28 protein-coding genes are annotated in these 26390 nt (G+C 52.8%); 19 read left to right on the top strand and 9 right to left on the bottom strand.

Going from position 1 to position 26390, the window contains the following annotated elements; genetic code table 11:
- The 10 genes from ligK (at nucleotide 1) to AC9UEO_RS11250 (ending at nucleotide 7307) form a co-directional block, all read left to right on the top strand.
- A complete protein-coding gene (ligK, locus tag AC9UEO_RS11295) occupies nucleotides 1-687 on the top strand; it encodes a 4-carboxy-4-hydroxy-2-oxoadipate aldolase/oxaloacetate decarboxylase (protein WP_509533377.1) in 687 nt (228 codons plus the stop codon).
- A 4-nt stretch (nucleotides 688-691) separates the two neighbouring features.
- Nucleotides 692-1618 (top strand): amidohydrolase family protein, encoded by a 927-nt coding sequence (locus AC9UEO_RS11290; RefSeq protein WP_509533374.1) that lies wholly within the window; start codon nucleotides 692-694, stop codon nucleotides 1616-1618.
- 6 nt (nucleotides 1619-1624) lie between these two features.
- Nucleotides 1625-2059 (top strand): protocatechuate 4,5-dioxygenase subunit alpha, encoded by a 435-nt coding sequence (gene ligA, locus AC9UEO_RS11285; RefSeq protein ID WP_509533371.1) that lies wholly within the window; start codon nucleotides 1625-1627, stop codon nucleotides 2057-2059.
- 3 nt (nucleotides 2060-2062) lie between these two features.
- Entirely contained in the window at nucleotides 2063-2920 is an 858-nt protein-coding gene (locus tag AC9UEO_RS11280; protein WP_509533368.1) for a class III extradiol dioxygenase subunit beta, read from the top strand.
- Complete coding sequence (locus tag AC9UEO_RS11275; RefSeq protein WP_509533366.1) at nucleotides 2917-3870, top strand: Gfo/Idh/MocA family oxidoreductase; 954 nt, start codon at nucleotides 2917-2919, stop codon at nucleotides 3868-3870. The genes AC9UEO_RS11280 and AC9UEO_RS11275 overlap by 4 nt, the downstream gene beginning before the upstream one ends.
- Nucleotides 3867-4877 carry an aldo/keto reductase gene (locus AC9UEO_RS11270; RefSeq protein ID WP_509533364.1) on the top strand — a complete coding sequence of 337 codons (1011 nt, stop codon included), beginning with the start codon at nucleotides 3867-3869 and terminating at the stop codon, nucleotides 4875-4877. The genes AC9UEO_RS11275 and AC9UEO_RS11270 overlap by 4 nt, the downstream gene beginning before the upstream one ends.
- Before the next feature lie 358 nt (nucleotides 4878-5235).
- A complete protein-coding gene (locus tag AC9UEO_RS11265) occupies nucleotides 5236-5571 on the top strand; it encodes a hypothetical protein (protein ID WP_509533362.1) in 336 nt (111 codons plus the stop codon).
- A gap of 27 nt (nucleotides 5572-5598) precedes the next feature.
- The gene (locus AC9UEO_RS11260; protein WP_509533360.1) at nucleotides 5599-5886 is read left to right on the top strand and encodes a hypothetical protein; all 288 of its coding nucleotides are present in this window, start codon (nucleotides 5599-5601) and stop codon (nucleotides 5884-5886) included.
- 23 nt (nucleotides 5887-5909) lie between these two features.
- Nucleotides 5910-6203 carry a hypothetical protein gene (locus AC9UEO_RS11255; protein WP_509533358.1) on the top strand — a complete coding sequence of 98 codons (294 nt, stop codon included), beginning with the start codon at nucleotides 5910-5912 and terminating at the stop codon, nucleotides 6201-6203.
- Between the two features lie 111 nt (nucleotides 6204-6314).
- Entirely contained in the window at nucleotides 6315-7307 is a 993-nt protein-coding gene (locus AC9UEO_RS11250; protein WP_509533355.1) for an alpha/beta fold hydrolase, read from the top strand.
- A gap of 41 nt (nucleotides 7308-7348) precedes the next feature.
- On the opposite strand, the gene AC9UEO_RS11245 is transcribed toward AC9UEO_RS11250, so the two are convergent.
- The 7 genes from AC9UEO_RS11245 to AC9UEO_RS11215 all read right to left on the bottom strand — a co-directional run bounded on the left by AC9UEO_RS11245 (nucleotide 7349) and on the right by AC9UEO_RS11215 (nucleotide 16269).
- Nucleotides 7349-7618 carry a hypothetical protein gene (locus AC9UEO_RS11245; RefSeq protein WP_509533352.1) on the bottom strand — a complete coding sequence of 90 codons (270 nt, stop codon included), beginning with the start codon at nucleotides 7616-7618 and terminating at the stop codon, nucleotides 7349-7351.
- Nucleotides 7619-7750: 132 nt separating this feature from the next.
- A complete protein-coding gene (locus AC9UEO_RS11240) occupies nucleotides 7751-8164 on the bottom strand; it encodes a surface-adhesin E family protein (RefSeq protein ID WP_509533350.1) in 414 nt (137 codons plus the stop codon).
- A 201-nt stretch (nucleotides 8165-8365) separates the two neighbouring features.
- On the bottom strand, nucleotides 8366-9262 hold the full coding sequence (locus tag AC9UEO_RS11235; protein ID WP_509533347.1) for a DMT family transporter: 897 nt from the start codon (nucleotides 9260-9262) through the stop codon (nucleotides 8366-8368).
- Nucleotides 9259-11622: an RNA polymerase sigma factor RpoD gene (gene rpoD / locus AC9UEO_RS11230; protein ID WP_509533344.1), complete on the bottom strand. Its 2364-nt coding sequence runs from the start codon at nucleotides 11620-11622 to the stop codon at nucleotides 9259-9261. The genes AC9UEO_RS11235 and rpoD overlap by 4 nt, the downstream gene beginning before the upstream one ends.
- Before the next feature lie 194 nt (nucleotides 11623-11816).
- Nucleotides 11817-13676, bottom strand: coding sequence for a DNA primase (gene dnaG, locus AC9UEO_RS11225; protein ID WP_509533342.1), 1860 nt, complete (start codon nucleotides 13674-13676; stop codon nucleotides 11817-11819).
- Nucleotide 13677: 1 nt separating this feature from the next.
- Nucleotides 13678-15510, bottom strand: a complete 1833-nt coding sequence (locus AC9UEO_RS11220; RefSeq protein ID WP_509533339.1) for a gamma-glutamyltransferase family protein — start codon at nucleotides 15508-15510, stop codon at nucleotides 13678-13680.
- A complete protein-coding gene (locus AC9UEO_RS11215; protein ID WP_509533336.1) occupies nucleotides 15511-16269 on the bottom strand; it encodes a 3-hydroxyacyl-CoA dehydrogenase in 759 nt (252 codons plus the stop codon).
- Between the two features lie 74 nt (nucleotides 16270-16343).
- Between AC9UEO_RS11215 and AC9UEO_RS11210 the strand changes: the two genes are divergently transcribed.
- The gene (locus tag AC9UEO_RS11210) at nucleotides 16344-17258 is read left to right on the top strand and encodes a patatin-like phospholipase family protein (RefSeq protein ID WP_509533333.1); all 915 of its coding nucleotides are present in this window, start codon (nucleotides 16344-16346) and stop codon (nucleotides 17256-17258) included.
- A gap of 46 nt (nucleotides 17259-17304) precedes the next feature.
- On the opposite strand, the gene AC9UEO_RS11205 is transcribed toward AC9UEO_RS11210, so the two are convergent.
- Nucleotides 17305-17850, bottom strand: a complete 546-nt coding sequence (locus AC9UEO_RS11205; RefSeq protein ID WP_509533330.1) for a phasin family protein — start codon at nucleotides 17848-17850, stop codon at nucleotides 17305-17307.
- A 222-nt stretch (nucleotides 17851-18072) separates the two neighbouring features.
- Here AC9UEO_RS11205 and AC9UEO_RS11200 point away from each other — a divergent pair, with 222 nt between their 5' ends.
- The 8 genes from AC9UEO_RS11200 to AC9UEO_RS11165 all read left to right on the top strand — a co-directional run bounded on the left by AC9UEO_RS11200 (nucleotide 18073) and on the right by AC9UEO_RS11165 (nucleotide 25840).
- Nucleotides 18073-19002 carry a histone deacetylase family protein gene (locus tag AC9UEO_RS11200; RefSeq protein ID WP_509533327.1) on the top strand — a complete coding sequence of 310 codons (930 nt, stop codon included), beginning with the start codon at nucleotides 18073-18075 and terminating at the stop codon, nucleotides 19000-19002.
- Nucleotides 18999-19448 (top strand): acyl-CoA thioesterase, encoded by a 450-nt coding sequence (locus tag AC9UEO_RS11195; protein ID WP_509533325.1) that lies wholly within the window; start codon nucleotides 18999-19001, stop codon nucleotides 19446-19448. The genes AC9UEO_RS11200 and AC9UEO_RS11195 overlap by 4 nt, the downstream gene beginning before the upstream one ends.
- On the top strand, nucleotides 19445-20146 hold the full coding sequence (locus AC9UEO_RS11190) for a nitroreductase (RefSeq protein WP_509533323.1): 702 nt from the start codon (nucleotides 19445-19447) through the stop codon (nucleotides 20144-20146). The genes AC9UEO_RS11195 and AC9UEO_RS11190 overlap by 4 nt, the downstream gene beginning before the upstream one ends.
- A gap of 5 nt (nucleotides 20147-20151) precedes the next feature.
- Nucleotides 20152-21339, top strand: a complete 1188-nt coding sequence (gene pncB, locus AC9UEO_RS11185; protein WP_509533320.1) for a nicotinate phosphoribosyltransferase — start codon at nucleotides 20152-20154, stop codon at nucleotides 21337-21339.
- A gap of 3 nt (nucleotides 21340-21342) precedes the next feature.
- Entirely contained in the window at nucleotides 21343-22665 is a 1323-nt protein-coding gene (locus tag AC9UEO_RS11180; protein ID WP_509533317.1) for a cation:proton antiporter domain-containing protein, read from the top strand.
- A complete protein-coding gene (locus AC9UEO_RS11175; protein WP_509533314.1) occupies nucleotides 22662-23648 on the top strand; it encodes a 2-hydroxyacid dehydrogenase in 987 nt (328 codons plus the stop codon). Before AC9UEO_RS11180 ends, AC9UEO_RS11175 begins: the two co-directional genes overlap by 4 nt.
- On the top strand, nucleotides 23645-24937 hold the full coding sequence (locus AC9UEO_RS11170; protein WP_509533312.1) for a DNA recombination protein RmuC: 1293 nt from the start codon (nucleotides 23645-23647) through the stop codon (nucleotides 24935-24937). The genes AC9UEO_RS11175 and AC9UEO_RS11170 overlap by 4 nt, the downstream gene beginning before the upstream one ends.
- A gap of 153 nt (nucleotides 24938-25090) precedes the next feature.
- Complete coding sequence (locus tag AC9UEO_RS11165; RefSeq protein WP_509533310.1) at nucleotides 25091-25840, top strand: capsular polysaccharide export protein, LipB/KpsS family; 750 nt, start codon at nucleotides 25091-25093, stop codon at nucleotides 25838-25840.
- Here the strand turns inward: AC9UEO_RS11165 and efp are convergent.
- On the bottom strand, nucleotides 25837-26390 hold a 554-nt coding region (efp, locus tag AC9UEO_RS11160), incomplete at its 5' end, for an elongation factor P (RefSeq protein WP_509533308.1). The genes AC9UEO_RS11165 and efp overlap by 4 nt on opposite strands.

Below are 26390 nucleotides of genomic sequence, written 5' to 3'. Positions count from 1 at the left end.
ATGCATTACCCTTTAGGAACAGTCAAGCGTCACATTCAGCGTGCTGACAGAGGCGCTGTCGAGCAGCTTGGGCTTTACGGTGTTGCAACCGTTCACGAAGCCATGGGTCGTTTAGGTTTAATGCATACCATCATGCGCCCCATCTATGCGGGTGCTCGTGTGTCTGGTACCGCTGTTACCGTGTTGCTTCATCCCGGTGACAACTGGATGATGCACGTGGTGGCCGAACAAATCCAACCCGGCGATATTGTGGTTGCGGCTATCACTGCACCCTGCACCGATGGTTATTTCGGAGACTTATTGGCGACCTCTTTCATAGCAAGAGGTGCCCGTGCCCTCATCATTGATGCAGGTGTGCGCGACGTGGCAGAACTCACGCAAATGGGTTTTCCTGTTTGGAGCCGGGCCATCAGTGCCAAAGGAACGATCAAAGCCACGGTTGGCTCTGTCAATGTGCCGATTGTGTGTGCAGGTGCTGCGGTCAACCCAGGTGACGCCATCGTCGCTGATGACGATGGTGTGGTGGTGGTACCCGCCAACATGGCGCAGCAAGTAGCCGATGCCGCCGCTGCACGAGAAGCCAATGAAGGTGAAAAGCGTGCCAAATTAGCGTCGGGCGTGTTGGGCTTGGACATGTACAACATGCGTGAGCCACTGGCCAAGGCTGGCTTGAATTACATCGACTAAGAGCATGAAACCCACCACTGGCAATTTCACCAAAACTGATGGCTGGCTCGACTGGTTTGATGGTCCGTCAACACCCCACTTTATATTGCCTGCTGGTGCAGTCGATGCACATTGTCATGTGTTTGGCCCAGGGGCAGAGTTCCCTTATGCGCCTGAGCGCAAGTACACCCCTTGTGATGCTTCCAAGGCGCAGTTGTTTGCGTTGCGAGACCACTTGGGCTTTGACAAGAACGTGATTGTGCAAGCCACTTGCCACGGCGCAGACAACAGCGCCATGGTAGACGCCTTGTTGCATTCTGGTGGACGGGCACGTGGTGTGGCGACCGTCAAGCGTGATGTGACTGATCAAGCCCTGCAAGAGATGCATGAAGCTGGTGTAAGAGGCGTGCGTTTCAATTTCGTCAAACGCTTGGTGGACTTCACACCGAAAGACGAGTTGATGGAGATTGCACACCGCATCAAAGCCTGGGGCTGGCATGTGGTGATTTATTTTGAAGCGGTGGACTTGCCCGAGCTTTGGGATTTCTTCACCGCTTTGCCCACCACCGTGGTGGTGGACCACATGGGCAGACCCAATGTGCAGCACCCTCTGGACGGACCCGAGTTCAGCTTGTTCATGAAGTTCATGTACGAGCATGACAACGTGTGGAGCAAGGTGTCTTGTCCCGAGCGTTTAAGCACCAGCGGCCCTAAAGCTTTGCATGGCGAACAAAACGCCTATCAAGATGTGGTGCCGTTTGCTAGGCGAGTGGTGGAAACTTTTTCAGATCGTGTCCTGTGGGGCACCGATTGGCCGCATCCCAATTTGAAGGACCACATGCCCGATGACGGTTTACTGGTGGACTTTATTGCGCACATTGCAGTAACGGCTGAGCTGCAGCGCAAACTGTTGGTTGATAACCCCATGCGTTTGTATTGGTCACAGGAGTAATGAATTTTGGCTTTAGATAAACCTTATTTGGATGTGCCTGGCACCACCATTTTTGATACTGAACAGTCACGCAAAGGTTACTGGTTGAACCAATTTTGCATGTCTCTCATGAAAGCCGACAACCGCGCTCGCTTCAAAGCCAATGAGCGTGCTTATCTGGATGAATGGGCCATGACCGAAGAGCAAAAAAGTGCGGTGTTGGCACGCGACCTGAACTGGTGTATTCGCACCGGTGGCAATATTTATTTTCTTGCCAAGATTGGTGCGACGGATGGCAAAAGTTTTCAGCAAATGGCGGGCAGCATGACGGGCATGACCGAAGAGGAGTACAGAAACATGATGATCGGTGGCGGTCGCTCGGTAGAAGGTAACCGATTCATTGGGGAAGATGGTAACGCTCAAGCGCATCGGCAGCCGCAAGGCCAAGCAGGAAAGGCCTGACGCATGGCTCATATCTCTGCATCGGTTTACACCTCTCATGTGCCTGCCATTGGCGCCGCCATCGACATGGGTAAAACACAAGAACCCTATTGGCAACCCCTGTTCAAAGGCTATGAGTTTTCCAAACAATGGCTGAAGAACAACACACCTGACGTCATCTTCTTGGTCTTTAACGACCACGCCACCGCTTTTAGCTTGGACATGATTCCCACGTTCGCTATCGGAACGGCTGCGCAATACATTCCAGCCGACGAAGGCTGGGGGCCCCGACCAGTCCCTGTTGTTCAGGGCCATCCTGAGTTGGCATCGCACATTGCACAGGCTGTCATCCAACAAGACTTTGACTTGACCATCGTCAACAAAATGGATGTGGACCATGGCCTGACGGTGCCCTTGTCGCTCATGTGCGGTCAGCCGCTCACTTGGCCTTGCCCCGTCATTCCTTTTGCGGTGAATGTGGTGCAGTATCCTGTGCCCTCAGGTCAGCGGTGCTTTAACCTTGGCAAAGCCATAGCTAAAGCAGTCAAAAGTTTTGATGCAGATTTGAATATCCAAATATGGGGCACAGGTGGCATGAGCCACCAGTTGCAAGGACCTCGTGCTGGCCTGATCAACAAAGATTTTGACAATGCGTTCTTAGATCAACTCATTGCCGACCCAGCAGCCTTGGCACAAAAACCTCATATTGACTATGTGCGAGAGGCAGGGAGCGAGGGCATAGAGTTGGTGATGTGGCTCATAGCCCGTGGCGCCTTGAGCGATGTGAATGAAGGCAAGCCCACGCCGAAGGTGGTGCACCGTTTTTACCATGTGCCTGCCAGCAACACGGCGGTGGGACATTTGATTTTGGAGAACACATGAATAAAACCATCAAAGTAGCCTTGGCAGGCGCAGGTGCGTTTGGCATCAAACATTTAGATGGCATCAAACTTATCGAAGGGGTGGAAGTGGTCTCCCTCATTGGCCGAGAGTTGGAAAAAACCCAAGAGGTGGCCAAGCAATACGGCATTGCGCATGTCACCACCGACCTGAATGAAAGCTTGGCCCTCAAAGAGGTGGATGCGGTCATTTTGTGCACACCCACTCAAATGCATGCCTCACAAAGCATTGCTTGCTTGAAAGCAGGCAAGCATGTGCAGGTGGAAATTCCCTTATGTGATGTGTACAAAGATGGCGCTGAAGTGGTGGCATTGCAAAAGCAAACAGGTTTGGTGGCCATGTGTGGGCACACGCGGCGCTTTAACCCCAGTCACCAATTTGTGCACCAGCAAATCAAGGCGGGGCAGTTCAATGTGTTTCAAATGGATGTGCAAACCTATTTTTTCCGCCGCACCAATATGAACGCCTTGGGTCAAGCGCGCAGTTGGACCGACCACCTGCTGTGGCACCATGCAGCGCACACAGTGGATTTGTTCGCCTACCAAACAGGCAGTCCCGTGGTGAAAGCCAATGCGCTTGAAGGTCCGATTCACCCCACACTTGGCATTGCCATGGACATGAGCATTCAGCTGCAAGCCGCCAATGGTGCGATTTGCACCCTGTCTCTCAGCTTCAACAACGACGGCCCTTTGGGTACTTTCTTTCGCTACATAGGTGACAAAGCCACTTACATTGCCCGTTATGACGACTTGTTCAATGGCAAAGAAGAAAAACTCGATGTCTCCAAGGTGGCTGTATCCATGAATGGCATTGAATTGCAAGACCGCGAGTTTTTTGCGGCCATTCGCGAGGGCCGCGAACCTAACGCAAGCGTGGCACAGGTACTGCCTTGTTATCAGGTGCTGCATGATTTGGAACAACAATTGTCATGAATAAACGTCAAGTAGGCCCTTTCCACATCAACCCCATCGGCTTGGGTTGTATGAATATTTGCGCTGTTTACGGACCGCCCCCTTCGTTCGAAGATGCTGAACGTTTGCTGTTAACTGCTTTAGATGAAGGCGTTGATTTTTTTGATACCGCCGCCCTGTATGGCTTTGGCGAGAGCGAACGCATCATCGGCCAAGTGTTGTCCAAGCACCGTAGTCGCTTCACCCTGGCCAGTAAATGCGGTATGCAAGGCGTCGATGTCAATGGGGACGGCAAAAAGGTGCGTGTCATCGATGGTCGCCCAGAAACCATCAAGGCCACCTGCGACGACAGTTTGCGACGCCTCAATACGGATGTGATTGACCTGTATTACCTGCACCGCTGGGACAAGCGGGTGCCCATAGAGGAAAGCGTCGGTGCATTGGCTGATTTGGTACGAGCCGGAAAAATCCGCAGCATCGGTTTGTCCGAGGTGTCTGCGACCACGCTTCGCAAAGCCCATGCTGAGCATCCCATTGCTGCCTTGCAAACCGAGTATTCCCTGTGGACCCGAAACCCCGAAATCGCGGTATTGCAAGCCTGCCAAGACCTTGGTGTGGCTTTTGTTTCATTCAGTCCCTTGGCGCGCAAATTCTTATGCAACGACTTGCATAGCACCGCCCATTTATTGCCCACCGATTGGCGTCACACCTCGCCGCGTTTCAATGCAGAGCATTACCCGCGCAACCTTCAATTGCTCCACGATTACGTGCAGATTGCGCAAGAGCTAGCTTGCACCCCAGCACAGTTGGCCATTGCATGGGTGCTGCACCAAGCGCCGCACATCGTCACCATCCCAGGAACCTCTCGCATAGACCATCTGAAAGACAATATGGCGGCTTTGAGTATTCAACTCTCCCCCGAGGTGTTGGCGCGTTTAAACCAGGCCATCAACCAACACAATGTGGTGGGTAATCGCTACAACGCCCAAGCCAGCAGCGAAGTCGACACCGAAGTTTTTTCGGGGTGAATCCCCCCTGCAGAACCCCTCTTGCATTTGTTTTAAATAAAATTTATTACAACGTGTTTCTGAAAAACTTTATGTACCCAGTCAGACGGGCTCACAAGATATTGGTAGACAATTCCTAGGCCATTTGGCGAGTTCTTATATTAAGAAGAAGAATGCGTCAGTCGCAATCAATCCTACTATTAGAGGCATTAAAAGTAAGCGTTAAAAGTCGTTTATCACAGATTTTCCATGCCTTACACAGACAAATGATGCCAAATTCAATCGTGGATTAAATAAGGAATCGTAAAAAAGACAGATGCGGTCATTAAGTGTTCACATACCACCTATAAAACATCGTTATCAACATAGGAGGCTGAACATGGACAATTCGGTTTCATCTATTGAACTGCTTGCTCGTCTCTTTAACCAATCATTACGCAAGCGGGGTTTTACCAGAGCCATACATAGGGCGATGAACCCTAGTGAATGCACCGGAATCATGTATCAAGATTTCGGGGTTGTCGGTCTGGTCGTTGCAGGTGAATTGGCGCTTGAATTTTATGAATCAAGTCAAAGCCACGGCACTGGAGAAGAGTTCACACTTCCTGCAAATATCTATTTCCAAGCTACTGCCGGTGATGATGGGGCACAACTGCTAATTGCAAAGAAGCGAGCACACTTGGCAAGTACAACAGAATCGCTTGAAGAGATCTGATCAAACATTAACCAAAGGAGCCTGACCATGGAAAACCAAGCCACTGAAAAATTCTCTGAATTAGTTGACGAGTACCAAGAAGAATTTGAAACGCCAGCAGAATTACACCGAATGGCAGCCTATCACTTGATGCAAGCATCAAAGCAGCACGAGTTAGCCGCAGAGGCTTTTGAGAACGATGATCAAGTCACCTGCGATCTTCATTCCCTTCGTGCATACAAGCATGAACTCAATGGAAGGCAGTATTCTGAAATGGCCATGATGGATGCTGACGATATTGATGACATAGAAGACGTTGAAGCTACACAGACATAGGCATCAAAAGATCTCTAAATTCAATGAAGCGAGCCAGCAAATACGATAATCTTTTGAATCCAATCAACCAAAAGAAAATTGACGATCTGTGCCAATCAATCAGTGAAAACTGTGACAGCCCCTTAGGATGGGAGCAATTAACCAAGCTAAGTGGCTTCACTCACAAAGAATTGATTGCTCTTTTTCAACTCTACAAACAAACAACGCCTATGGCGTTCATCAAACACGCTAGGCTACTTAGAAAAATTGACTCACCAGTATTTCCTCAAAATCAACTTTTTCCAAAATTTATAAAAAATACAGATACGACAGGATGAAGAACATGATCACAACAAATGAATGTGTTGTTGAGAGTTTTTTCTAAAACAAGACACACCCCTGCCATAAACAAATCTTCTAATACGAAGTGTTTTTTAAAAAGTACTTCCATGTCAGTAGAGTCAGTGAGTACAGAATTCCACTTAATCAATGATGGTGGCATCAAGCGCAAAGTAGCCTATTCACGATTAGGTGAACTAAATGCAAAGCATATTTTTTTATGCTTACCAGGATTGTTAGAGACGCGTGAGAGCTTTTATCCTTTGCTTGCTATGGTTGAGCAATTTGATGATTGTTGCTGGATAAGTATCGATTACTGTGGCAGAGGTAATTCAGATCAATTGCCTGCCTCTGAGCAATACTCCTTCTCAAAATATCTTGCTGATGCACAGGATCTGATTGAAGCTTTGCTACAGCCAAGTCAAGTAAATTCCAATCGAAAACTCCATCTGATTGGAACTAGCATGGGCGGCATTTTGGCAATGCATCTTGTGAATCGCTTAAGCCATAAGGTCGACAGCGTGATGCTTAACGATATTGGCTTTTATCTCCACTGGTCAGCTTTGATGACTCTTTACCAGAATATCAAAAAATCAGATAACCAAATCGATAAATTAACAGTAGATGTGCGTGCCTTGGAAGCAGTACAAAGCAGCTCACACTTTGATTTGCCCTATGAATTTGATTTACTTGGAATGCGGTTTCACACTCTACTTCAAAATTTCACCGGCCGGGTTGTTTTGCTGCACAACGCTGAGAGCCCGATATGTTCATTGAACATAGCGAATCAATCCAAAGCAAAATTTCCAACCTTGAAGGTTTGGACCTTAGATAAGTCAGGCCACCCAGCCAATTGGGAGAAAAGCTTCGCCATCAAACTGGCACAGCTGATAAGACTCAAGCCTAGGTCAATGGAGACGATTGAGGTTGAAGAAGAGCTAAAAACGTTTGAAACTGCTCAAGAAAGTACATTCAGCTTTGTCTTTGTTGATTCTTTTTTACAAACCAGCAAGTCCTACCTTGAATCAACTGAAAAAAATCGAAACCGCTGGGTTCGTCAGTTGTTCAATCGCTTGAAGTTTGGTAAGAGTTCTTACTCTTGAAAAATTGACACATTTCAAAAAACCGACCTATGTGGACCGTATCAATCTGCTGTCTGCTTTTTACTGGCTAAGTCTGAGGCGTGGGTAGCCATATCAAATGCTTTGGCTTTTCCAATGTAAAAACGATCAACTCGCCAATCTTTCATGAGTTCTATAGCTAACTCAAAATCATGGGCATTCAATTTGTAAAGTTCTTTGATGAGAAAATCTTCTTCCGATTCCAATGCGAGTATGAGTCTTAAATAAACTAATCCGGTAGTCGACTCAGGCGAATGTTCGATAATTTTTTTAACTTTTTTGATGGCACGCATGTTGTTGTTGATGTTGTAAGGATGACTGAATTTTAGCCTTTTCCTAGCATCATTCAATGTCAAAATTATGACAAAAAAGCAATATGATTTTTATTTAGATATCGTTCACATGTGACGCACAATTTGAACGAATTATTTGCCTGCCTTCGTATTGATATCTTCAGCCAAGAAAGTAACGCACATCTTGTTCAGCAAACTTTGCTCAGGACTGCCGTTTTTTATTTCTTTCCAAACGCCTAAGTTTTTATCTACTGGCCGACCAGCGGCATCCCAAGTTTTGTATCCAGTCTCCAAGACGATTTGGTAAGCCTGTTTGGTGCAACTGTATTGAGCAATGCTTTCAACATAAAGAAAACCATCTTGATTGGGCTTGTCGTTGCTGGCCATCTGTTTCACAAAGCGAAGTTCACCATCTGTGGCTAATGATTGTGAAGATGCAAACAGTTGTCGATCTGAGGATGCTTCACTGATATCCCATGCTGAATGTGCAGCAAGAGAATTCAGGCATATCAAAATTGTAAGTAAGTTGCGCAAAGATTTAAACATTTGATGCTTTCCCTTTTGAATGGCATGTACAAGCTGTCGAAGGACAATCGAGTCACTCCTGTTGCTAGATTAGCGTCACCTAGGGTAACTACTATGACAATTTCAAATTTATTTTTAAAAACAGATTTTTTTGAGAGACTATAGAAGCATCGTCTGTATGACCTTAAGTAACGAAACGGTCATATTAAATTGTAAAGGTCGTTATTCCAATAAATCTGGGGTTGCATTCACTACGTGCTGACTGCGCAGCATCATCAAGCCTGCACCGACCAGCAAAACCATACCGCACCATGCCATGGTGTTGGGAATATCCCCCCACACCACAAAGCCCATGACCACGGCGGTCAGCAAGCCCACGTAGCGAAACGGAGCGACCACGGTCAGGTCGGCGCTACGCGTACTTTGAATCAGCAGGAAATAGCCAATGCTAAGTAGCGCCGCTGCGCCACCCAAACACGCCCAAGAGGTCATGCTCACCGCTGCCCAGTCTTGCCACAAACTCCACACCCCCGCCATCAAGGTGGCAGTTGTCGCTGTGCTCAAGGTCACGATCATCGAAGGGATTTGCGATGGCACAAAACGCATGCTGATGTCGCGCAAAGCGTGTAGCAAGGTGCCACCCAAACAGACCCAAGCCCACTGGTTAAAGCCATTAGTCTGGGGTTGCACCACCAGCAACACACCGGCAAAACCGGTTGCGATGATGAGCCAGTTACCCAAGCTCACCCTCACACCCAGTATCAGTCCCGATAGCAGGGCGATCAGCAAAGGGGTTGCCATATTGATAGCCGTGGCATTGGCCAAGGGCATGTGAAACATCGCAGTCAAATACACCAGACTGGCCAAACCATCTAACGATGAACGAATGAATACCCAGCGGTCACGCAAAGCCGTGATGGCGCTGCGTGGGCTTTTGAAAGTGCCCATGTAAACACACAGCAATGCCAAACCCAACATGGCCAAAAGCCCACGCAAAAAGATCAGTTGGGATGGGGGCAAACTGTCGCTGACGTACTTGACCAGCGAGTCGTTTAAAACAAAGCTGGCCATACCGACCGACATGGCGATCACGCCACGTCGGTTGTTGGCTGCGGTCATAGGGTGTCGATGAAACTGCGCAGTTTGTCAGAGCGGCTGGGATGCTTGAGTTTGCGCAAAGCCTTGGCTTCGATTTGGCGAATACGCTCGCGTGTGACGTCAAACTGTTTGCCCACCTCTTCCAAGGTGTGGTCGTTGTCCATCTCGATACCAAAGCGCATACGCAGAACCTTGGCTTCGCGGGGTGTGAGGCCATCCAAGATTTCCTTCACAACGTCACGCAAACCAGCTTGCATGGCAGCTTCCAGCGGCGCTGTGTTGGCGCCGTCTTCGATGAAGTCGCCTAAGTGCGAATCGTCATCGTCGCCGATGGGCGTTTCCATGGAGATAGGCTCTTTGGCAATCTTCATGATCTTGCGAATCTTGTCCTCGGGCATTTCCATTTTTTCGGCCAAGACAGACGCATCGGGTTCAAAGCCAAACTCTTGCAAGTGCTGGCGGCTGATACGGTTCATCTTGTTGATGGTCTCGATCATGTGCACCGGAATACGGATGGTGCGGGCCTGATCGGCGATGGAACGGGTGATGGCCTGTCGAATCCACCAAGTGGCGTAAGTGGAGAACTTGTAGCCTCGGCGATATTCGAATTTGTCCACGGCCTTCATCAAACCGATGTTGCCCTCTTGGATCAAGTCAAGGAACTGCAAGCCACGGTTGGTGTATTTTTTGGCAATCGAGATGACCAAGCGCAAGTTAGCCTCGATCATTTCTTTCTTGGCGTTGCGTGAGGAACGCTCGCCTTCGTTCATGCGCTTGTTGATGTCCTTGAGTTCGGCCAAGGGAACCACCACGCGGGTTTGAATGTCTGTGAGTTTTTGCTGCAACTCTTGGATGGCAGGAATATTACGGGTCATGGTGACGGACCAAGGCTTGGCCGCAGCAGACTGTTTCTCCACCCATTTCAGATTCAACAAATTGACGGGGAACTCTTTGATGAACATGTCTTGTGGCATGCCACAGCGGTCCACAATGATGCGGCGCAGTTCGCGTTCTTTTTTGCGCACATCATCGACTTGTGAGCGAACCAAGTCGCACAATTTTTCAATGGTGCGAGCGGTAAAGCGCACGGTCATCAACTCTTCGCTGATGGATTTTTGGATTTTCAAATAAGTAGGTGAACCGTAGCCTTCTTTGTCAAAGGCCTTGCGCATCTTTTCAAACAAGGTTTGCACACGGTCAAAGCGGGTAAGAGCTTCGGTTTTGAGTTCTTCAAGCTTCTTGGTGAGCGCTTTAGATCCACCTTTGCCATCGTCATCATCGGAGTCGTCAAACTCGTCGAAGTCTTCCTCGGCCACATAGTCGTCAGCCTCGTTGGCATTGCTAAAGCCGTCCACAATGGTGGAAATAACCACCTTACCTTCGCGTATGTCTTCGGCCATGCGCAAGATTTCAGCGACAGTGGCGGGGGAGGCGCTGATGGCCTCCATCATCGCCATCAAGCCGCCTTCAATGCGCTTGGCAATTTCAATTTCCCCTTCGCGGGTCAGCAGTTCCACTGTGCCCATTTCGCGCATGTACATGCGCACCGGGTCGGTGGTTCGGCCAAATTCGCTATCGACAGTCGACAAAGCCGCTTCGGCTTCTTCTTCTGCCTCTTCCTCACTGGCCACGGTGGGGCCGGTGTTGGTGATGAGCAAGGTTTCTGCGTCGGGCGTTTGTTCGTACACCGCAACACCCATGTCGTTCAGCATAGTGATAACCACTTCCATGGTCTCAGCGTCAACCAGTTTGTCGGGCAGGTGGTCGGAGATTTCGCCATGGGTCAGGTAGCCACGCGTTTTGCCGAGTTTGATCAGGGTCTTTAAGCGCGAGCGGCGTTTGGCCAAGTCTTCTTCGGACAAGACGGCTTCGTCCAATCCAAACTCTTTCATCAAGGCGCGTTCTTTGGCCTTGCTGATCTTCATGCGCAAAGGCTTGACCTTCTCGCCAGTGGCTACGGTCTCTTCGGCAAATTCGGCCTCTAAGTCGACCAAGTCTTCATTGGCAGGCAGACCTTTTTTAGCCGCTTTGCCTTTGGCCGCAGCTTTGGCGGTAGCTTTGGGTGGTTTGGCTTTTTCAGCGCTGGGTTTGACAGGTGCTTTTGCTGGCGTTTTTGCGCTTGGCTTGGCGGCAGCTTTCACAGGGGCTTTTGCAACAGGTTTAGCCGCAGGTTTTGCCGCAGTTTTCGCAACTGGCTTGGCGGCTACTTTGGCCTCAGGCTTGGCGGCGGTTTTGGCGATAGGCTTGGCAACAGGTTTGGCAGGGGCTTTTTTGGCAGTCGACACAGGAGAGGCTTTCTTGGGGACAGGTTTCGCGGAGGACGCTGATGGTTTAGCGGCTGTTTTGGCCTTGGCAGGCTTTGTGGACTTCTTGGCTGGCATGTCAATCCTTGGACAACAAAAAGGGGTATCAGCGTACTTTTAAGCACGCTAACAGGACAGTGGCAGGGGTTCCAAGCAAGTTGAAAGGGCGATCATTTGGTATGCAGTCCTTGCGGTGAACGGCGGGTTGTGAACGAAGTCACGTTTGGCCTGGCCCGGAGGTGTTGCTGTCGCGCTTGCTATGGAAAAGTGGATTATACCAGAGGGGCTTTTTTCAGGACTGCTAAACGGCCATTCAATTGCTTGATGCGCTCATAGGCCAGTGGGTCGCTCGCCATGCGGCGGGTCAAGCTGTCTATCTCTTGGGAGAGTTGGTCTTTTTCTAAAGCCAACATGATGCTTTGCAATTCACCTGCATCGCTGTCGATGTCGGCAAGGGCGTCATCGATCAAGCGCGACACCACCGCTTCAAGGGCGTGTCCACGCAAGCCCTCGCGCAAGCCTGCCAAGGGTTGCACACCGTTTTCCAACCACTGCTGGTTGAGCCACGCCATCAACTCGCCATAAGGTGCCGGCATTTCCAGCAGCAAGTGGTGTTGGTGTGCAGACAAGCCATCCCATTGCTGCATATCCGCAAACAAAATTTGCAACGCCCTGTCGTGGCGCGAAGGCGCTTTGCTGCGCAGGTTGATGCCTATGGGTGGGGGGCGTTTACTGTTACCTGTGCGTGTCCAAGGGCTGGTGGAGGCAAACCCAGATTTATGAACAGGCTTGGTGGAGGGGTTAAAGCCAGGGGTGCCTGAGGGTGCAGAAGCCAGCCATAAACGCTGCAGTTCGTGCGGGCCGATGCCGACTGCATTGGCCAGTTCATTGAGCATTTGGGTTTTGAGCACGCCCTCGGGCATTGCTAACCACAACGGTTTGGCTTGAGCAGCGAGCAAAGCCCGACCTTCAGCGGTTTCGATGTCGCAGCCATCGCGGGCAACTTCCATCACAAAGCGGGACAGGGGCGTGGCGTCAGACACCATCCGAGAAAATGCATCTGCGCCATAAGCGCGTACAAAACTGTCGGGGTCGTGTTCCGCCGGCAAAAACAAAAACTTCACATTGCGGGTATCACTGGCAAAGGGCAGGGCGCCGTCTAGCGCTTTTCGGGCGGCTCGTCTGCCAGCTGCATCGCCGTCAAAGCTGAACACCACCGAGTCGGTAAAGCGAAACAGTTTTTGCACATGGTCGGTGGTGCAAGCCGTACCCAAGGTGGCCACTGCATTGGGAAAGCCCAGTTGAGCCAAAGCCACCACATCCATGTATCCCTCGGTCACCAACACATAGCCAGCTTCGCGCAAGGCAGTTCGCGCTTCAAACAAGCCGTACAACTCTCGGCCTTTGCTGAACACAGGGGTTTCTGGGGAATTCAGGTATTTGGGTGTGCCGTCGCCGAGCACACGCCCACCAAAGCCTATGCACTCGCCTTTGACATTGCGAATGGGAAACATGATGCGGTCGCGAAAGCGGTCGTAGCGCTTGTCTTCTTCGCCACTTTCTTCGTGTGAGATGACCAAACCCGATTCCACCAGCAAAGTATCTTGGTAGTCGGCAAAAACACTGGCCAAGCTGCGCCATCCGTCGGGCGCATAGCCCAAACCAAATTGCTTGGCGACCTCACCCGACAAGCCTCGGCCTTTGAGGTAGGCCACCGCTTGTGGGCTGCCTTTGAGGTGTTTGCGGTAAGACTCACCTGCTTTTTCCAGCACCTCGTTCAAAGTGGCTTGGCGTTGGCGCTGTTGCTGGGCGCGTTGGCGCTGTGCAGGGTCGGCTTCGTCTTCAGGCACTTGCAGACCATAGCTTTGCGCCAAATCTTTCACCGCTTCGATGAAGCTCATGCCGCCATGCTCCATCAAAAAGCCAATGGCGTTACCGTTTTTGCCGCAACCAAAGCAATGGAAAAATTGTTTGGTGGGACTGACAGAAAAAGAGGGTGACTTTTCGCCGTGAAAAGGGCACAAACCCATGTAGTTGGCGCCGCCCTTTTTCAACTGCACATAGCGCCCCACCACCTCGACCACATCGGTGCGGTTGATCAACTCTTGGATGAAAGATTGGGGTATGGCCATCTCAGTCGCCAGCGACCACGCCCTCGCGGCGCGGGTCGGCTGCGCCAAACCAATCGGGTCCTAGGCGCTGCAACGCTTGCAAGCCGCTGGGCATGTCTATTTCTTTCACCGAATGACCAAGAATTTGTAAATTCGACACAGTGGCAGAGGGAAACAAGCCCGCTTCCAGCAGCAAGGGTGTGTTTGCGCCGGTCACCCCAGAGTGCGGCAGGTTGATGGCTTGCTGGGCGTCAAGCTCCCAGTGCAAAAGGGCCCACAAAGTTTGTGCAGTGAAGTGGATGATCATGGCGCCCCCTGGGCTACCCAAACTGGCCAGCAATTCGCCGCGTTCGTGGTCGGGGTTTTCAGCAAAAACCAAGGTGGGGCTCATCGAGGAGCGAGGGCGTTTGCCCGCTTGAACACGGTTGGCAACAGGGCGGCCGTGCTGGTCTTGCGGGGTAAAGCTGAAGTCGGTCAATTGGTTGTTCAGCAAAAAACCACCGGGCAAATTTTCCACACTGACCATCATGCGAGCGCCAAAACCACTCTCGATGGTGGTGGTCATGGCCAAGGCGTTTCCCAAGCCATCGACGATGCTGATGTGGCTGGTGCCATACTCGGTTTGGTCTGGCATGGGAGCCATTCCCTGTAAACGGCTGCCAGGGTTGCCGGCGCTTACCTGCGGAATTCGCCTATCGACAATTTGGCTGGCACGTGACTGCAAATACGCGGTATTTAGAAGCTCGTCCCAGTCTTGGGCAGGGGGGCCAACAAAAGCAGGGTCTGCGATGAACTGGGCGCGATCGGCAAATGCCAAACGAGCTGCTTCGTTGTAGTTGTGCAGCCAAGCTGTGCTGGGAATGGCGGTGTTGCGCTCAGTCCAAGGGGAGGGGGGAAGTTGGTTGCTGGGGTCGGTGGCAAGCATACCCACGATTTGCCCTATGGTGATCAAGCCCGAGCTGGGTGGACCCACGCCGCAGACCTGTACCTGCTGGGTGGTGCTGAAGGGACTGGCATGTGAAAAACACAGGGCATCACGCTCCAGCGCCTCGTATTTTTGCAAATCTTGCAGGCTGAGAAAGCCAGGGTTGGCGGGGTGCTGCTGCACTTTGTCGGCCATCGCTTGGGCAATTTCGCCCGTGTAAAAAATGTCTGCCCCGTCTTGCGCGATGCGCTTGAAGATAGCCGCCATGGCGGGGTTTTGTAAACGGTGTCCTACGGGCCAAGGTGTGCCATCCGACTGAAAAAAGTACGCCAAGGCTTGGTGGTCGCGTTGCAGCGTGGTATCGGCACTCAGCAATGTATGCAAACGTGGGCTGATGGGAAAGCCTTCCTCGGCCAAGGCAATAGCGGGTTCAAACAATTGCGCCCAAGCCAGTGCGCCGTGTTGCTGGTGTGCTTTTTCCAACATGCGCAGCAAGCCTGGCACACCCACCGAACGGCCACCCACCACGGCGTCGTTAAAGGCCATGGGCTTGTCTTGCAGCCAAAACAAACGCTCGGTAGCTAGGGCGGGGGCGGTTTCTCGTCCGTCAAAAACTTGCAAGTGCTCGCTGTCGTGGTGCAGCAAAAAGGCCCCGCCGCCAATGCCGCTCGACTGCGGTTCCACCAATGTCAACACCATTTGTACTGCAATGGCGGCATCCACCGCCGTGCCACCAGCTTGCAGGACTTGGTAACCCGCATCGCTGGCCAAAGGGTTGGCCGCTGCCACACCGCGCTGCTTGAGGTGCCAACCTGGTTTAGCTTGGTAGCCGCTGGCTGCCTCTGGCAAATCGGGAATGCGGTAATTCAGCTGAGCCTGCGCATACCCTGCGAACAAGCTAAGCGTTAGAGCGAGTACTTCTTTGCGCACTTACTTTGGCGGCAGGCGAATCGCACCATCAAGGCGGATGACCTCACCATTGAGCATGTCGTTGTCCAAAATATGCATCACCAATTTGGCGTAATCCATGGGTGTACCCAAGCGCGAGGGGAAGGGCACACCTGCAGCCAAGGCTTCTTGCACTTCTTTGGGCATGGAGAACATCATGGGCGTGCCAAAAATGCCAGGGGCAATGGTCATGTTGCGAATGCCCAGTTTGGACAAGTCGCGGGCGATGGGCAGGGTCATGCCGACAATGCCGCCTTTGGAAGCGGAATACGCAGCTTGGCCAATTTGGCCGTCATAGGCCGCCACCGAAGCGGTAGAGATGAGCACACCGCGCTCGCCTGTGGCTTCGGGAGGGTTGGTGCTCATGGCCTGAGCGCTCAAGCGAATCATGTTGAAGCTGCCCACCAAATTGACATTGATAGTGCGCTGAAAACCTGCCAGCAAATGCGGGCCGGTTTTACCAACCGTACGCTCGGCGGTGGCGATACCTGCACAGTTGATGAGGCCGCTCAATTTGCCCAAGCTTTGCGCTTTGGCGACAACGGCCGCGGCTTGCTCTTCATTGGAAACATCGCAATGCATGAACACACCGCCCAACTCAGCGGCGATGGCTTGGCCTTTTTCGTCTTGCATATCCGCGATAACGACTTTGCCACCAGCCTGGCTAAGAAGTCTTGCCGTGCCTTCGCCCAAACCGGACGCACCGCCGGTCACGATAAATACATTGCCCTTGATTTGCATGAATTGCCTTTCAATACGGTCTAAATGAGATAAGCCAATGATTATCGCAGTGCCTGCTGGGTGACAATCGGCGTATGCATAACTTCACAGCTTTTTCTCGCCGCTTTTGCCAACTCGGTTTGGCCGCTTTGCTGATGGCCTTGGCTGCCTGCACCACCGTCAAACCCCCCGAGGTGGTTGTACAGCCTGAAGTACCGCAAGTCCCTGCGCCAAAGAAAGTACCTAAATTGGGGCTGGCTTTGGGCGGCGGTGCGGCGCGCGGGTTTGCGCACATTGGGGTGATTCAGGTCTTGGAGGAAAACGGAATCAAGCCGGACATGGTGGTGGGCACTTCCGCGGGCAGCGTGGTAGCCGCTTTTTACGCCAGCGGTAAGACGGGTGCACAGTTGCAGTGGTTGGCCGACAGCATGGACGAGTCGCAGCTCACCGATTGGACCGTGCCTTTCATGAGCCGAGGTATGTTGCGCGGTGATGCACTGGGCCGCTACATCAACTCGCAACTCAACGGCGCCAAGATCGAAGACCTGAAGATGCCCTTAGGGATAGTCGCCACCGATTTGCAAAGCGGAGACGGTATTTTGTTCAGGCGTGGCGATATCGCCACTGCGGTGCGAGCTTCCAGCGCTGTGCCCTCGGTGTTCGAGCCTGTGCGCATTGGCAACAAAGACTATGTGGACGGTGGTTTGGTCTCGCCTGTACCTGTGCGCTATGCCCGTCAGATGGGCGCAGATATCGTCATTGCGGTGGATATTTCCAGCCGTCCCGAAGACGCCAAAACCACCGATATGCTGAAGGTTCTTTTGCAAACTTTCAGCATCATGGGTAAAAGCATCAGCCAGTTAGAAATGGCGCAAGCTGAAGTGGTTGTGCGACCCGCCATGCCAGATGTGGGCAGCACCGAGTTTGCCGCCCGCAAGAAAAGCATAGAAGCGGGCAGGGCTGCCATGAAACTGGCCTTGCCAGCGCTTAAAGCGGCACTGGCCAAATAAAAAAGGCTTCTCGAAAGAAGCCCTTTTCTAAGACCGTCAAAGCAAATTAACGCTTGCGTGAAGCCTTGGGGGTAGCGGTGGCAACAGTAGAAGCAGCCATGGCGTGCATATTGGATTCAGCAGCTTCGGTGGCTTGTTTCACCGCTTTTTGAACGCTTTCGATAGCGCTTTGGCTGGCAGCGATGGCGCTCTTGACCATGGCCACAGCAGTTTCAGAGCCAGCAGGTGCGTTTTTCACAGCAGAGTCCACCAAATTGGTGACGGTTTTTTGTGTTTCAGCGGCTTTTTCTTCCACAGCCTTGGTGAATTCGCTGCCAGTGCTGGAAGCGATTTCATACATGTGGCGGCTGAAAGAAACCGCTTTTTCGCTCAAGGGTTGCAGGTAGCCCGCTTGCAGAGCCATCAGTTCTTGAACGTCTTTGACGCTCATCAGGGCGTGGACGTGGTCTTGGTTGTCAGACAGAGCAGCTTTGGCAGCGGCCATGTTCAGTTCGACCAATTTTTCAACGCCGGCGAAAGCTTTGTGGCTCAGGCCGAAAAGTGTATCAATGCTGGCTTTGTTGGCGGCAATCATTTGTTCTGCGGTCATCATGGTGTTTTCCTTTGAAGAAGTTAAAAGTGGGAACCTGGTCACTGCGTTTTGTTTTTTTGTTGCGGCGCAGCATGGATTGAAGTATAGGGTTAATACTGGTCAAATCAAGTGTTATTTGTTGCAATGCAACAAATTAGACGTGGTTTTCTAAACCCTTTTGATCTGGCGCAAATCCAGTCTTTTCAGGATTTATGGCACTTTTACCCGCACAATCTTTGACAAATGAAGCTTTTTTACGCTGCCACCCACATTCAGACCTTGCCGGCAGGTCACCGGTTTCCCATGGGCAAATACGAGCTCTTAAGGCAAAGCTTGGCGGCGGACATGCCGCAACTGGGTCTGCTTTTGGCCGAACCCGCCAGCGAAGGCGAGTTGGCGCTGGTTCATACGCCTACATATATAGAGGCGGTATTCAAGGGCAGTTTGCCCCCTGCAGCCCAAAGAGAAATTGGATTTCCGTGGTCCGAGGGCATGGTTGAGCGGGCCAGGCGCTCGGTGGGCGCCACCATAAGCGCGGCCAGACTGGCCATGAAAGAAGGTATTGCGGCCAATTTGGCTGGCGGCACCCACCACGCCTATGCCGACAAGGGCGGCGGTTTTTGCGTTTTCAACGATGTGGCGGTGGCTGCACGGCTGATGCAAGCCGAGTGGGGCAGGCAGCTGCAAGGGGATTTGCAAGTGGCAGTGATTGATTTGGATGTCCACCAAGGCAACGGTACCGCGCATATTTTTCGTGACGACCCCACGGTATTCACCCTCTCGCTGCACGGCGCAAAAAACTTCCCGTTTCGCAAAGAGACCAGCGATATTGACGTGGAGTTACCTGACGGCTGCAGCGATGCGGCGTATCTGGACGCTTTGAATGAAGCTTTGCGCAAGTTGCAAGACCGCTGTGCGCCCGACTTGGTGTTTTACTTGGCTGGCGCAGACCCCCACGAGGGCGACCGCTTGGGGCGCCTGAACTTGAGCTTTGAAGGTCTGCAAGAGCGAGACCGCTGTGTGCTGGCGTGGGCCAACGACAGGCGCATCCCTTTGGCCATGGCGATGGCTGGCGGTTACGGCAAGCAGATCGAGGACACGGTACAGGTGCAAATGAACAGTTTTGCCCAAGCTTTCAGCAGTTGGCAAGACTGGCAAAATCAGCCGTTATGACCGCCTCTACTTCAGCTCGCCCCCAACCCCACGGGCGTGACGCTTACCCCATCTTTCGCCGCATCACCACCCGCTGGTTGGACAACGACGCCTATGGCCATGTCAACAACGTTATTTACTACCACTGGTTTGACACCGTGGTGAATGCGCATTTGATCGAACACGGTGTGCTCGACATCCAACACGGTGCAACCATTGGTTTGGTGGTGGAGACGCATTGCAATTACTTTTCGTCGCTTGCGTTTCCGCAAAACGTGGACGCTGGTTTGCGGGTGGCGCGCATAGGCTCGTCCAGTGTGCGCTACGAGGTGGGTTTGTTTGCCGAAGGCGAAGCACTTACCGCTGCCCACGGGCATTTTGTGCATGTGTATGTGGACAGCCAAACCCGCCGCCCCGTCAGCGCTTTGCCCCCAGAGTTACAAAAAGTTTTAGAGGACCTCGCATGACAGCCACCCTGAATGCCGTTGACCAAGCCATCACCACCCGCATGTCGGCCCGAGCCTTCACCTCGCAGCCTGTGCCGCGTGAGGTGTTAACGCAGTTGCTCGAACTCGCCGCTCGCTCTCCCTCGGGTACCAACACCCAGCCTTGGAAGGTGTATGTCTTGCAAGGCAAAAGCCGCGACAGTTTGGTGCAGAAGGTGTGCGCCGCCCACGACGAAATCCGCGCCAACCCCGACATGGCCAATGACTACCGCGAAGCCTACGACTATTACCCCGAAAAATGGGTCAGCCCCTTCATCGACCGACGCCGAGAGAACGGCTGGAGCTTGTACGGCTTGCTAGGCATTGGCAAGGGCGACAAAGACAAAATGCATGCCCAGCACCAACGCAATTACCGCTTCTTCTATGCCCCCGTCGGCTTGATGTTCACCTTGGACAAAGTCATGGGGCGTGGCTCGCTGGTGGACTACGGCATGTTTTTGCAAACCTTGATGGTGGCCGCCCGTGGTCACGGCCTGCACACCTGCCCGCAAGCCGCGTGGAACGGTTTTGCCAAGATCATCCTGCCGCACATAGGCGCAGGTGACAACGAAATGCTGGTCTGTGGCATGGCGCTGGGCTACGCCGACGAGGGCGATATCGTTAACACCTTTCGCACACCTCGCGAGAGCGTGGCCTCTTTCACCACTTGGCTGGAGTAAGCCCCATGGTCATCACCAGCTTGCTTGACACCGATCTGTACAAATTCACCATGATGCAGGCGGTGCTGCACCAGTTCCCAGGTGCGCAGGTGAGCTACAAATTCAAATGCCGCACCACAGGCGTGAAGCTCGCTGCCTATGTGGATGACATCCGCGCTGAAATTCACTCGCTGTGCAAGCTGCAATTCACCGAGCAAGAGCTCGATTGGATGCGTGCCATGCGCTTCATCAAAAGCGACTTTGTGGATTTTTTAGGCTTGTTTCGCTTAAATGAAAAATACATCGACGTCGTGGCGCTGCCCAGTGGCGAGATTGATATGCGCATTCACGGCCCTTGGTTGCACACCATCTTATTTGAAATCCCGGTGCTGGCCATCGTCAATGAGGTGTATTTCCGTCATACCCAGCCGGTGCCTGACTATGTGGAAGGTCGCCAACGTTTGGACACCAAAATCGCCCAACTGCAAGAGGCTGACTTGGGCGACTTGAAAATCGCCGACTACGGCACCCGCCGACGTTTTTCCAAAGCGTGGCATGAAGAAGTGCTGCGGGTGTTGACCTCTCGTTTGGGCTCGGGTGCGACAGGGCGGTTTGCCGGTACCAGCAATGCGCTGTTTGCCATGAAGCTTGGCTTGACGCCCTTGGGCACCATGGCGCACGAGTACCTACAAGCTTGCCAAGCCTTGGGGCCACGCTTGCGCGACAGCCAAGTATTTGGCTTTGAGACATGGGCGCGTGAATACCGCGGCGACCTAGGCATTGCTTTGAGCGATGTTTACGGCATTGAGCCGTTTTTGCGCGACTTCGATATGTATTTTTGCAAGCTCTTCGATGGCGCGCGTCACGACAGCGGCGACCCCTTCACATGGGGTGAGCGCATGATTGAGCATTACAAAAGTAACCGCGTGGACCCGCTCACCAAAATTTTGATCTTCAGCGACGGCTTAACTGTGCCACGCACCATCGAGCTTTACCAACGCTTTCGAGGCCGCTGCCAACTGGCGTTTGGCATTGGCACCAACCTGACCAACGACTTGGGCTATGAGCCGCTGCAAATCGTCATCAAAATGGTGGAATGCAACGGTCAGCCTGTGGCAAAGCTGTCGGACACGCCTTCCAAAAACATGTGTGAAGACACCAACTACTTGGCCTATTTGCGCCAGGTGTTTGACATTGAACAACCCACTTCTTAAGCCATGGCCTACCTTCGTTTGTTTTTTCTTTTTGTTGCTGCCCTCGAGCTCAATGCCTTCTCGCCCGATGTGCTGTCGCACCTGCAAAGCTTGGGTGGCACCGAGGCCACTTTGGCGCAAAGCCTGTGGTGCTTGGGTTTGTTGATGGTATTTGGCTGGTTGGCCAGCAAAGCGTCCGTTGGCACGGTGTTTCCCAGCTTCACTTTGCAATTACTTTTGGGCATTGTGTTGCACGATGCGCTTTCGCCCTTGTCGGCGCAACTGGCCTTGGCGGTGGTGGTGTGTACCGCGCTGGCTGCCATCATTTTGAAGTCGGGTGGCGACGAGCTTGACCGCCATCAGTTTGCCAAGATCGCTTATCCCACTCTGATGATTGCAGTGGCAGGCTATTTGGTCACTTTCTTTGTGATGTTCGCCTTGCTGATGTGGCTGGGGCTGGACAGCAAAACCGCGGCGCTTTTGTCGGCCATCATTGGGTCCACAGACCCCGCAGCGCTCATTCCCACTTTGAAAAATGTGCGCTTCTTGCAAAAATACCAACGTGTGGTGGACATCTCTGTGGCCGAGAGTGCCTTGAACGACGCGGTAGGCGCCATCTTCACCGCCGCCGTGGCGGCCATGGTGCTGGCGCAAGTGCCGATGGATAACCTTGGCAACTTGGCGCAGGGCTTGTTCAGCCCCGACAACCTGTTTCAGTTGGGCAAGCAGTTTGCCTTTGGCACGGTGGCGGGTTTGGTCGGTTGGGCTGCCATGGTCTGGCTAGAACGCTATCGCAAAGCCGACCATCCGTTTCAAGCGCCATTTGATTTTGCGCTGGTGGTGGCCATTCCACTGTTGACGTTTTTGCTGGCGCAGGCCCTGCACGGCAATGGGTTTTTGGCCGCTTTTGTGGCAGGTTTGTTGGCCAATTTCAACCGCAGTGCGGCGCATTTTCACCACCTGATTGAGCAGACCGAGACGCAAATTGAGAGCGTGGCCAAGCCCGTCATTTTCATGATGGTGGGACCGTTCGTGTCCCTGCCCATGTTGATGGACACCGCTCTCATGGGCTTGTTGGTGTCCTTGTTGTTTATCTTTGTGGCGCGGCCTGTGGCGGTGTTTGCCTCTTTGTTGCTCACTGGCATTTCTTTCAAAGAGAAATTGTTTCTTTGCGCTGTGCGTGAGACTGGCGTCATCCCCGTGGTGTTGGCTGTCATCACGGTGGCGCAGTTTTCAGACCTTCAGGGCTTGATGCCCTTGACCGCTTGGGTGGTCATTTGGACATTGACTTTGCTGCCAGCGATCACTCCTTGGTGGTCGCGTCGATTGAATATGGTGCAGTCGTGAGTAAACCTAAGTTGCTGGTGGGACGCCCCACCTACCCCGAAGTCGTTGCGCGTTTGCGTGAGCATTTTGACGTCACCGACAACCAAGACGACAAGCTGTGGACCACCGAATCATGGATAGCCGCACTCAGCCAGCACGAAGCTGCTTTGTGCATAGGCGTAGAGCCTGTCAATGAAACCGTGTTGGCGGCTTGCCCGCATCTGCGCATCTGCGCCAACCTGAGTGTGGGCTACAACAACTTCGATGTTCCCGCCATGACCCGACACAAGGTCTTGGCCACCAACGCCCCCGACGTGCTGAATGAAACTACCGCCGACCTAGGGTTCGCATTGATGATGGCCGCTGCCAGGCGTGTGAGCGAGAGCGAAATATTCATCCGCAATGGCGAATGGACGCACTGGCGCTACGACCAATTTGCAGGTGCAGAAGTGCATGGCAGCACCTTAGGCATCATCGGTATGGGCCGCATAGGGCAGGGCATTGCCAAGCGAGGTGCTTTGGGGTTTGGTATGAAGGTCATTTACCACAACCGCAGTCGCTTGGACGCTGGCACCGAGGCCGAATGCAAAGCCACTTACGTCAGCAAGCAAGCGCTTTTGCAGCAAGCCGACCATGTGGTCTTGGTATTGCCGTATTCCAAAGCGTCGCACCACACCATAGGCGCGGCCGAGTTGGCGCTGATGAAACCCACGGCCACGCTCACCAATATTGCCCGTGGCGGCATTGTTGACGATGCAGCGCTGGCGCAAGCGCTGCAGCAAGGGCAAATTGCCGCCGCGGGTTTGGATGTGTTCGAGAACGAGCCACGTTTGAACCCTGAGTTGCTAAAGTGCCGCAATATCGTGATGACGCCGCACATCGGCAGCGGTACTTTGGCCACCCGTTTGGCCATGGCGAACTTGGCCAGCGACAACCTGATTGCCTTCTTCACCGAGGGCAAAGCCCTCACCCCCCTCAACCCTGAAGTGCTGGGATTGGCATGAGTACCGACAATTGGATGGTCGCGGCTGTGGTCGTGGCTGCTTTGCTGATCATGGCGATCTTTCGCCGCTATGCCAGCAAAGCCGCCACCCAAGAAGATCCGTTGCTCAAACTTGACGACAAGTTAGAACGCTTGGAGCGTGAGTTGCGCTACGCCATCAGCGAGTCCTCTCGATCTGACCGCCAAGAGCTGTCGCACAACATGGCGCAGTTGCAGCAAACCCTCACCGAGCAACTGACGCTGATGCAAGGCACTTTGAATACCCAACTGCAAGCGCTGGGCGAGGGTAATGCAAGGCGAATGGGTGAGGTGCGAGACACCTTGGACCAGCAGTTACAGCAGCTGCAAAAAACCAATGCCGCCAAGCTCGACGAGATGCGCCAAACGGTGGACGAAAAACTGCAAACCACCTTGGAAGCGCGGCTGAGTGAAAGCTTCAAGCAAGTGGCCGAGCGTTTGGAGCAAGTGCACCAAGGCTTGGGCCATATGAAAACCTTGGCCCAAGGTGTGGGCGACTTGCAACGGGTTTTAAGCAACGTCAAGACCCGCGGCATTTTTGGCGAGGTGCAGCTGGAAGCCTTGCTGGAACAGGTGCTGACCATCGAGCAATACGGCAAACAAGTGGAAACCAAGCCGCGCAGCAACCAGCGGGTGGACTTTGCCATCAAGCTGCCTGGTCGCAGCGACGATGGCGCTACGGTGTGGCTGCCCATCGACGCCAAGTTCCCGCGCGAAGACTACGAGCGTCTGCTCGACGCCCAAGACCGCGCCGACCCCTTGGCCGCCGAAGCCTCGGCCAAGGCCATGGAGTCACGCATTCGCCAAGAGGCCAAGAGCATCGCCGAGAGTTATTTGGCACCACCCCACACCACCGACTTTGCGATTTTGTTTTTGCCGGTGGAAGGTTTGTATGCCGAGGTGCTGCGCCGCCCCGGCCTCATGGACAGCTTGCAGCGGGACTACCGCGTCACCTTGGCAGGCCCCACCACCTTGCTCGCGATTTTGAACAGCTTGCACATGGGCTTTCGCACCTTGGCGTTGGAGAAACAAGCCTCTGAGGTGTGGAAGGTGCTGGGCGCGGTCAAAACCGAGTTCGACCGCTATGGCGAGTGGGTGGCCAAGGTGCGCGAGCAGGTACAAAAAGCGGCGGACACCTTGGACCGCGCCGACACCCGCAGCAAGCAAATGCGCCGTGTTTTGAAAGGCGTGGAGGCCTTGCCCGAGGCCGAGGCCTTGGCACGCTTGCCGTTGGATGCCTCGGATGCCTCAGAGGTCGTTGACCCCGAATAAAGTCATTGCTTCTCACAATGACCACTCTGATTGCTGTACTTCGCCGTTGCTAAAACAAATCTTTAAATACTCAAATTTCAATAATTTTCATAATAAATAGCTACTTTTTATGTTAAGGTGTAACTCTTGAAGTTGACACTGAGGTTGAGGGTCATGGTCTACAAAACAAAGCGTTTTCATACACCCATGTTTGAGCAAATGCTGTTTCCGAACGACATTGAAGGTGTCTTGATGGAAATGGAATTTACTTCAGACATGTTGAGCCAAGCAGCCGAGTTTCGGCAAAATGTGCTCATGAACGGGCTCAACCGTTTCAAGTCGCACAGCCCTCATTGGCGTCGCCCGGTCAATGTCGAGCGGGTTATTTTGGTGGTTGGTCAGGTTGAGTCCGACCCCTCACTCAAGCACGGCATTCAAAGCATTCGCACCAATCTTGGCTTACTCAAAGCCGTTTGTCAGGCCAATGCTGATGCTTATATCGTCTACAAGCCTCACCCCTTGGTGTGGTCTGACATTCAGGCCATTCAAAACAGTCGGCAAGACCGTCAACTCTGGTGCGATGAGTGTGTGGGAGATGTGTCTCTGAGTCACTTGTTGCCCAAAGTCAACGAGGTTCATGTCATGACCTCGTTGGCAGGTTTTGAGGCCTTGCTGCGCGGTAAAAAAGTCAGCTGTTATGGCCGCTCTTTCTATGCCGGTTGGGGCCTGACCACTGACATGGTGCCCATGCCTGTTCGCCCACGCCAACTCAATGTCGATGAACTTATAGCGGGTGCTTTTTTCAGCTATCCCCGCTATATGAGCCGGCTTGAGGGCAAGGTACGCAGCACTCCCGACATGGCACTGGATGGGGGGCTAGGCTCTTGGCATACAGAGCCTGCCATGCTCACGGCAAGGGCTTAAACGCGCTTGCGGTATTCGGCGGTACGGGTGTCGATTTCCACCTTATCGCCTTGCGCCACGAAAATAGGCACACTGATGTCAAAGCCGGTAGAAATTTTGGCGGGTTTAAGAACCTTGCCTGAGGTGTCGCCTTTGACAGCGGGTTCTGTCCAGGTAATTTCTCGCACCACGCTGGTGGGCAACTCTACGGAAATGGCCTTGCCGTCATAAAACACCACCTCAGCCGACATACCGTCTTCAAGGTAGTTGAGCGAGTCGCCCATGTTTTCGTTTTCTACTTCGTACTGGTTGAACTCGGTGTCCATCCACACATACATGGGGTCGGCAAAGTAAGAGTAGGTGCACTCTTTTTTGTCGAGCACGATTTGGTCCATCTTGTCGTCAGCCTTGAACACCACCTCGGTGTTGAAGTTGGCAATCAGGCTTTTAAGCTTCATGCGCACTGTGGCGGAGTTGCGTCCACCACGGCTGTATTCAGTTTTGAGAACGACCATGGGGTCTTTGCCGTGCATGATGACGTTGCCGGCGCGAATTTCTTGAGCTATTTTCA

It is taken from the genome of Limnohabitans sp. (genome assembly GCF_040401495.1).
GTDB lineage: Bacteria > Pseudomonadota > Gammaproteobacteria > Burkholderiales > Burkholderiaceae_C > Limnohabitans.
Note: the sequence above shows the minus strand (reverse complement) of the source record. Positions and strands in the feature narration are given on the sequence as shown.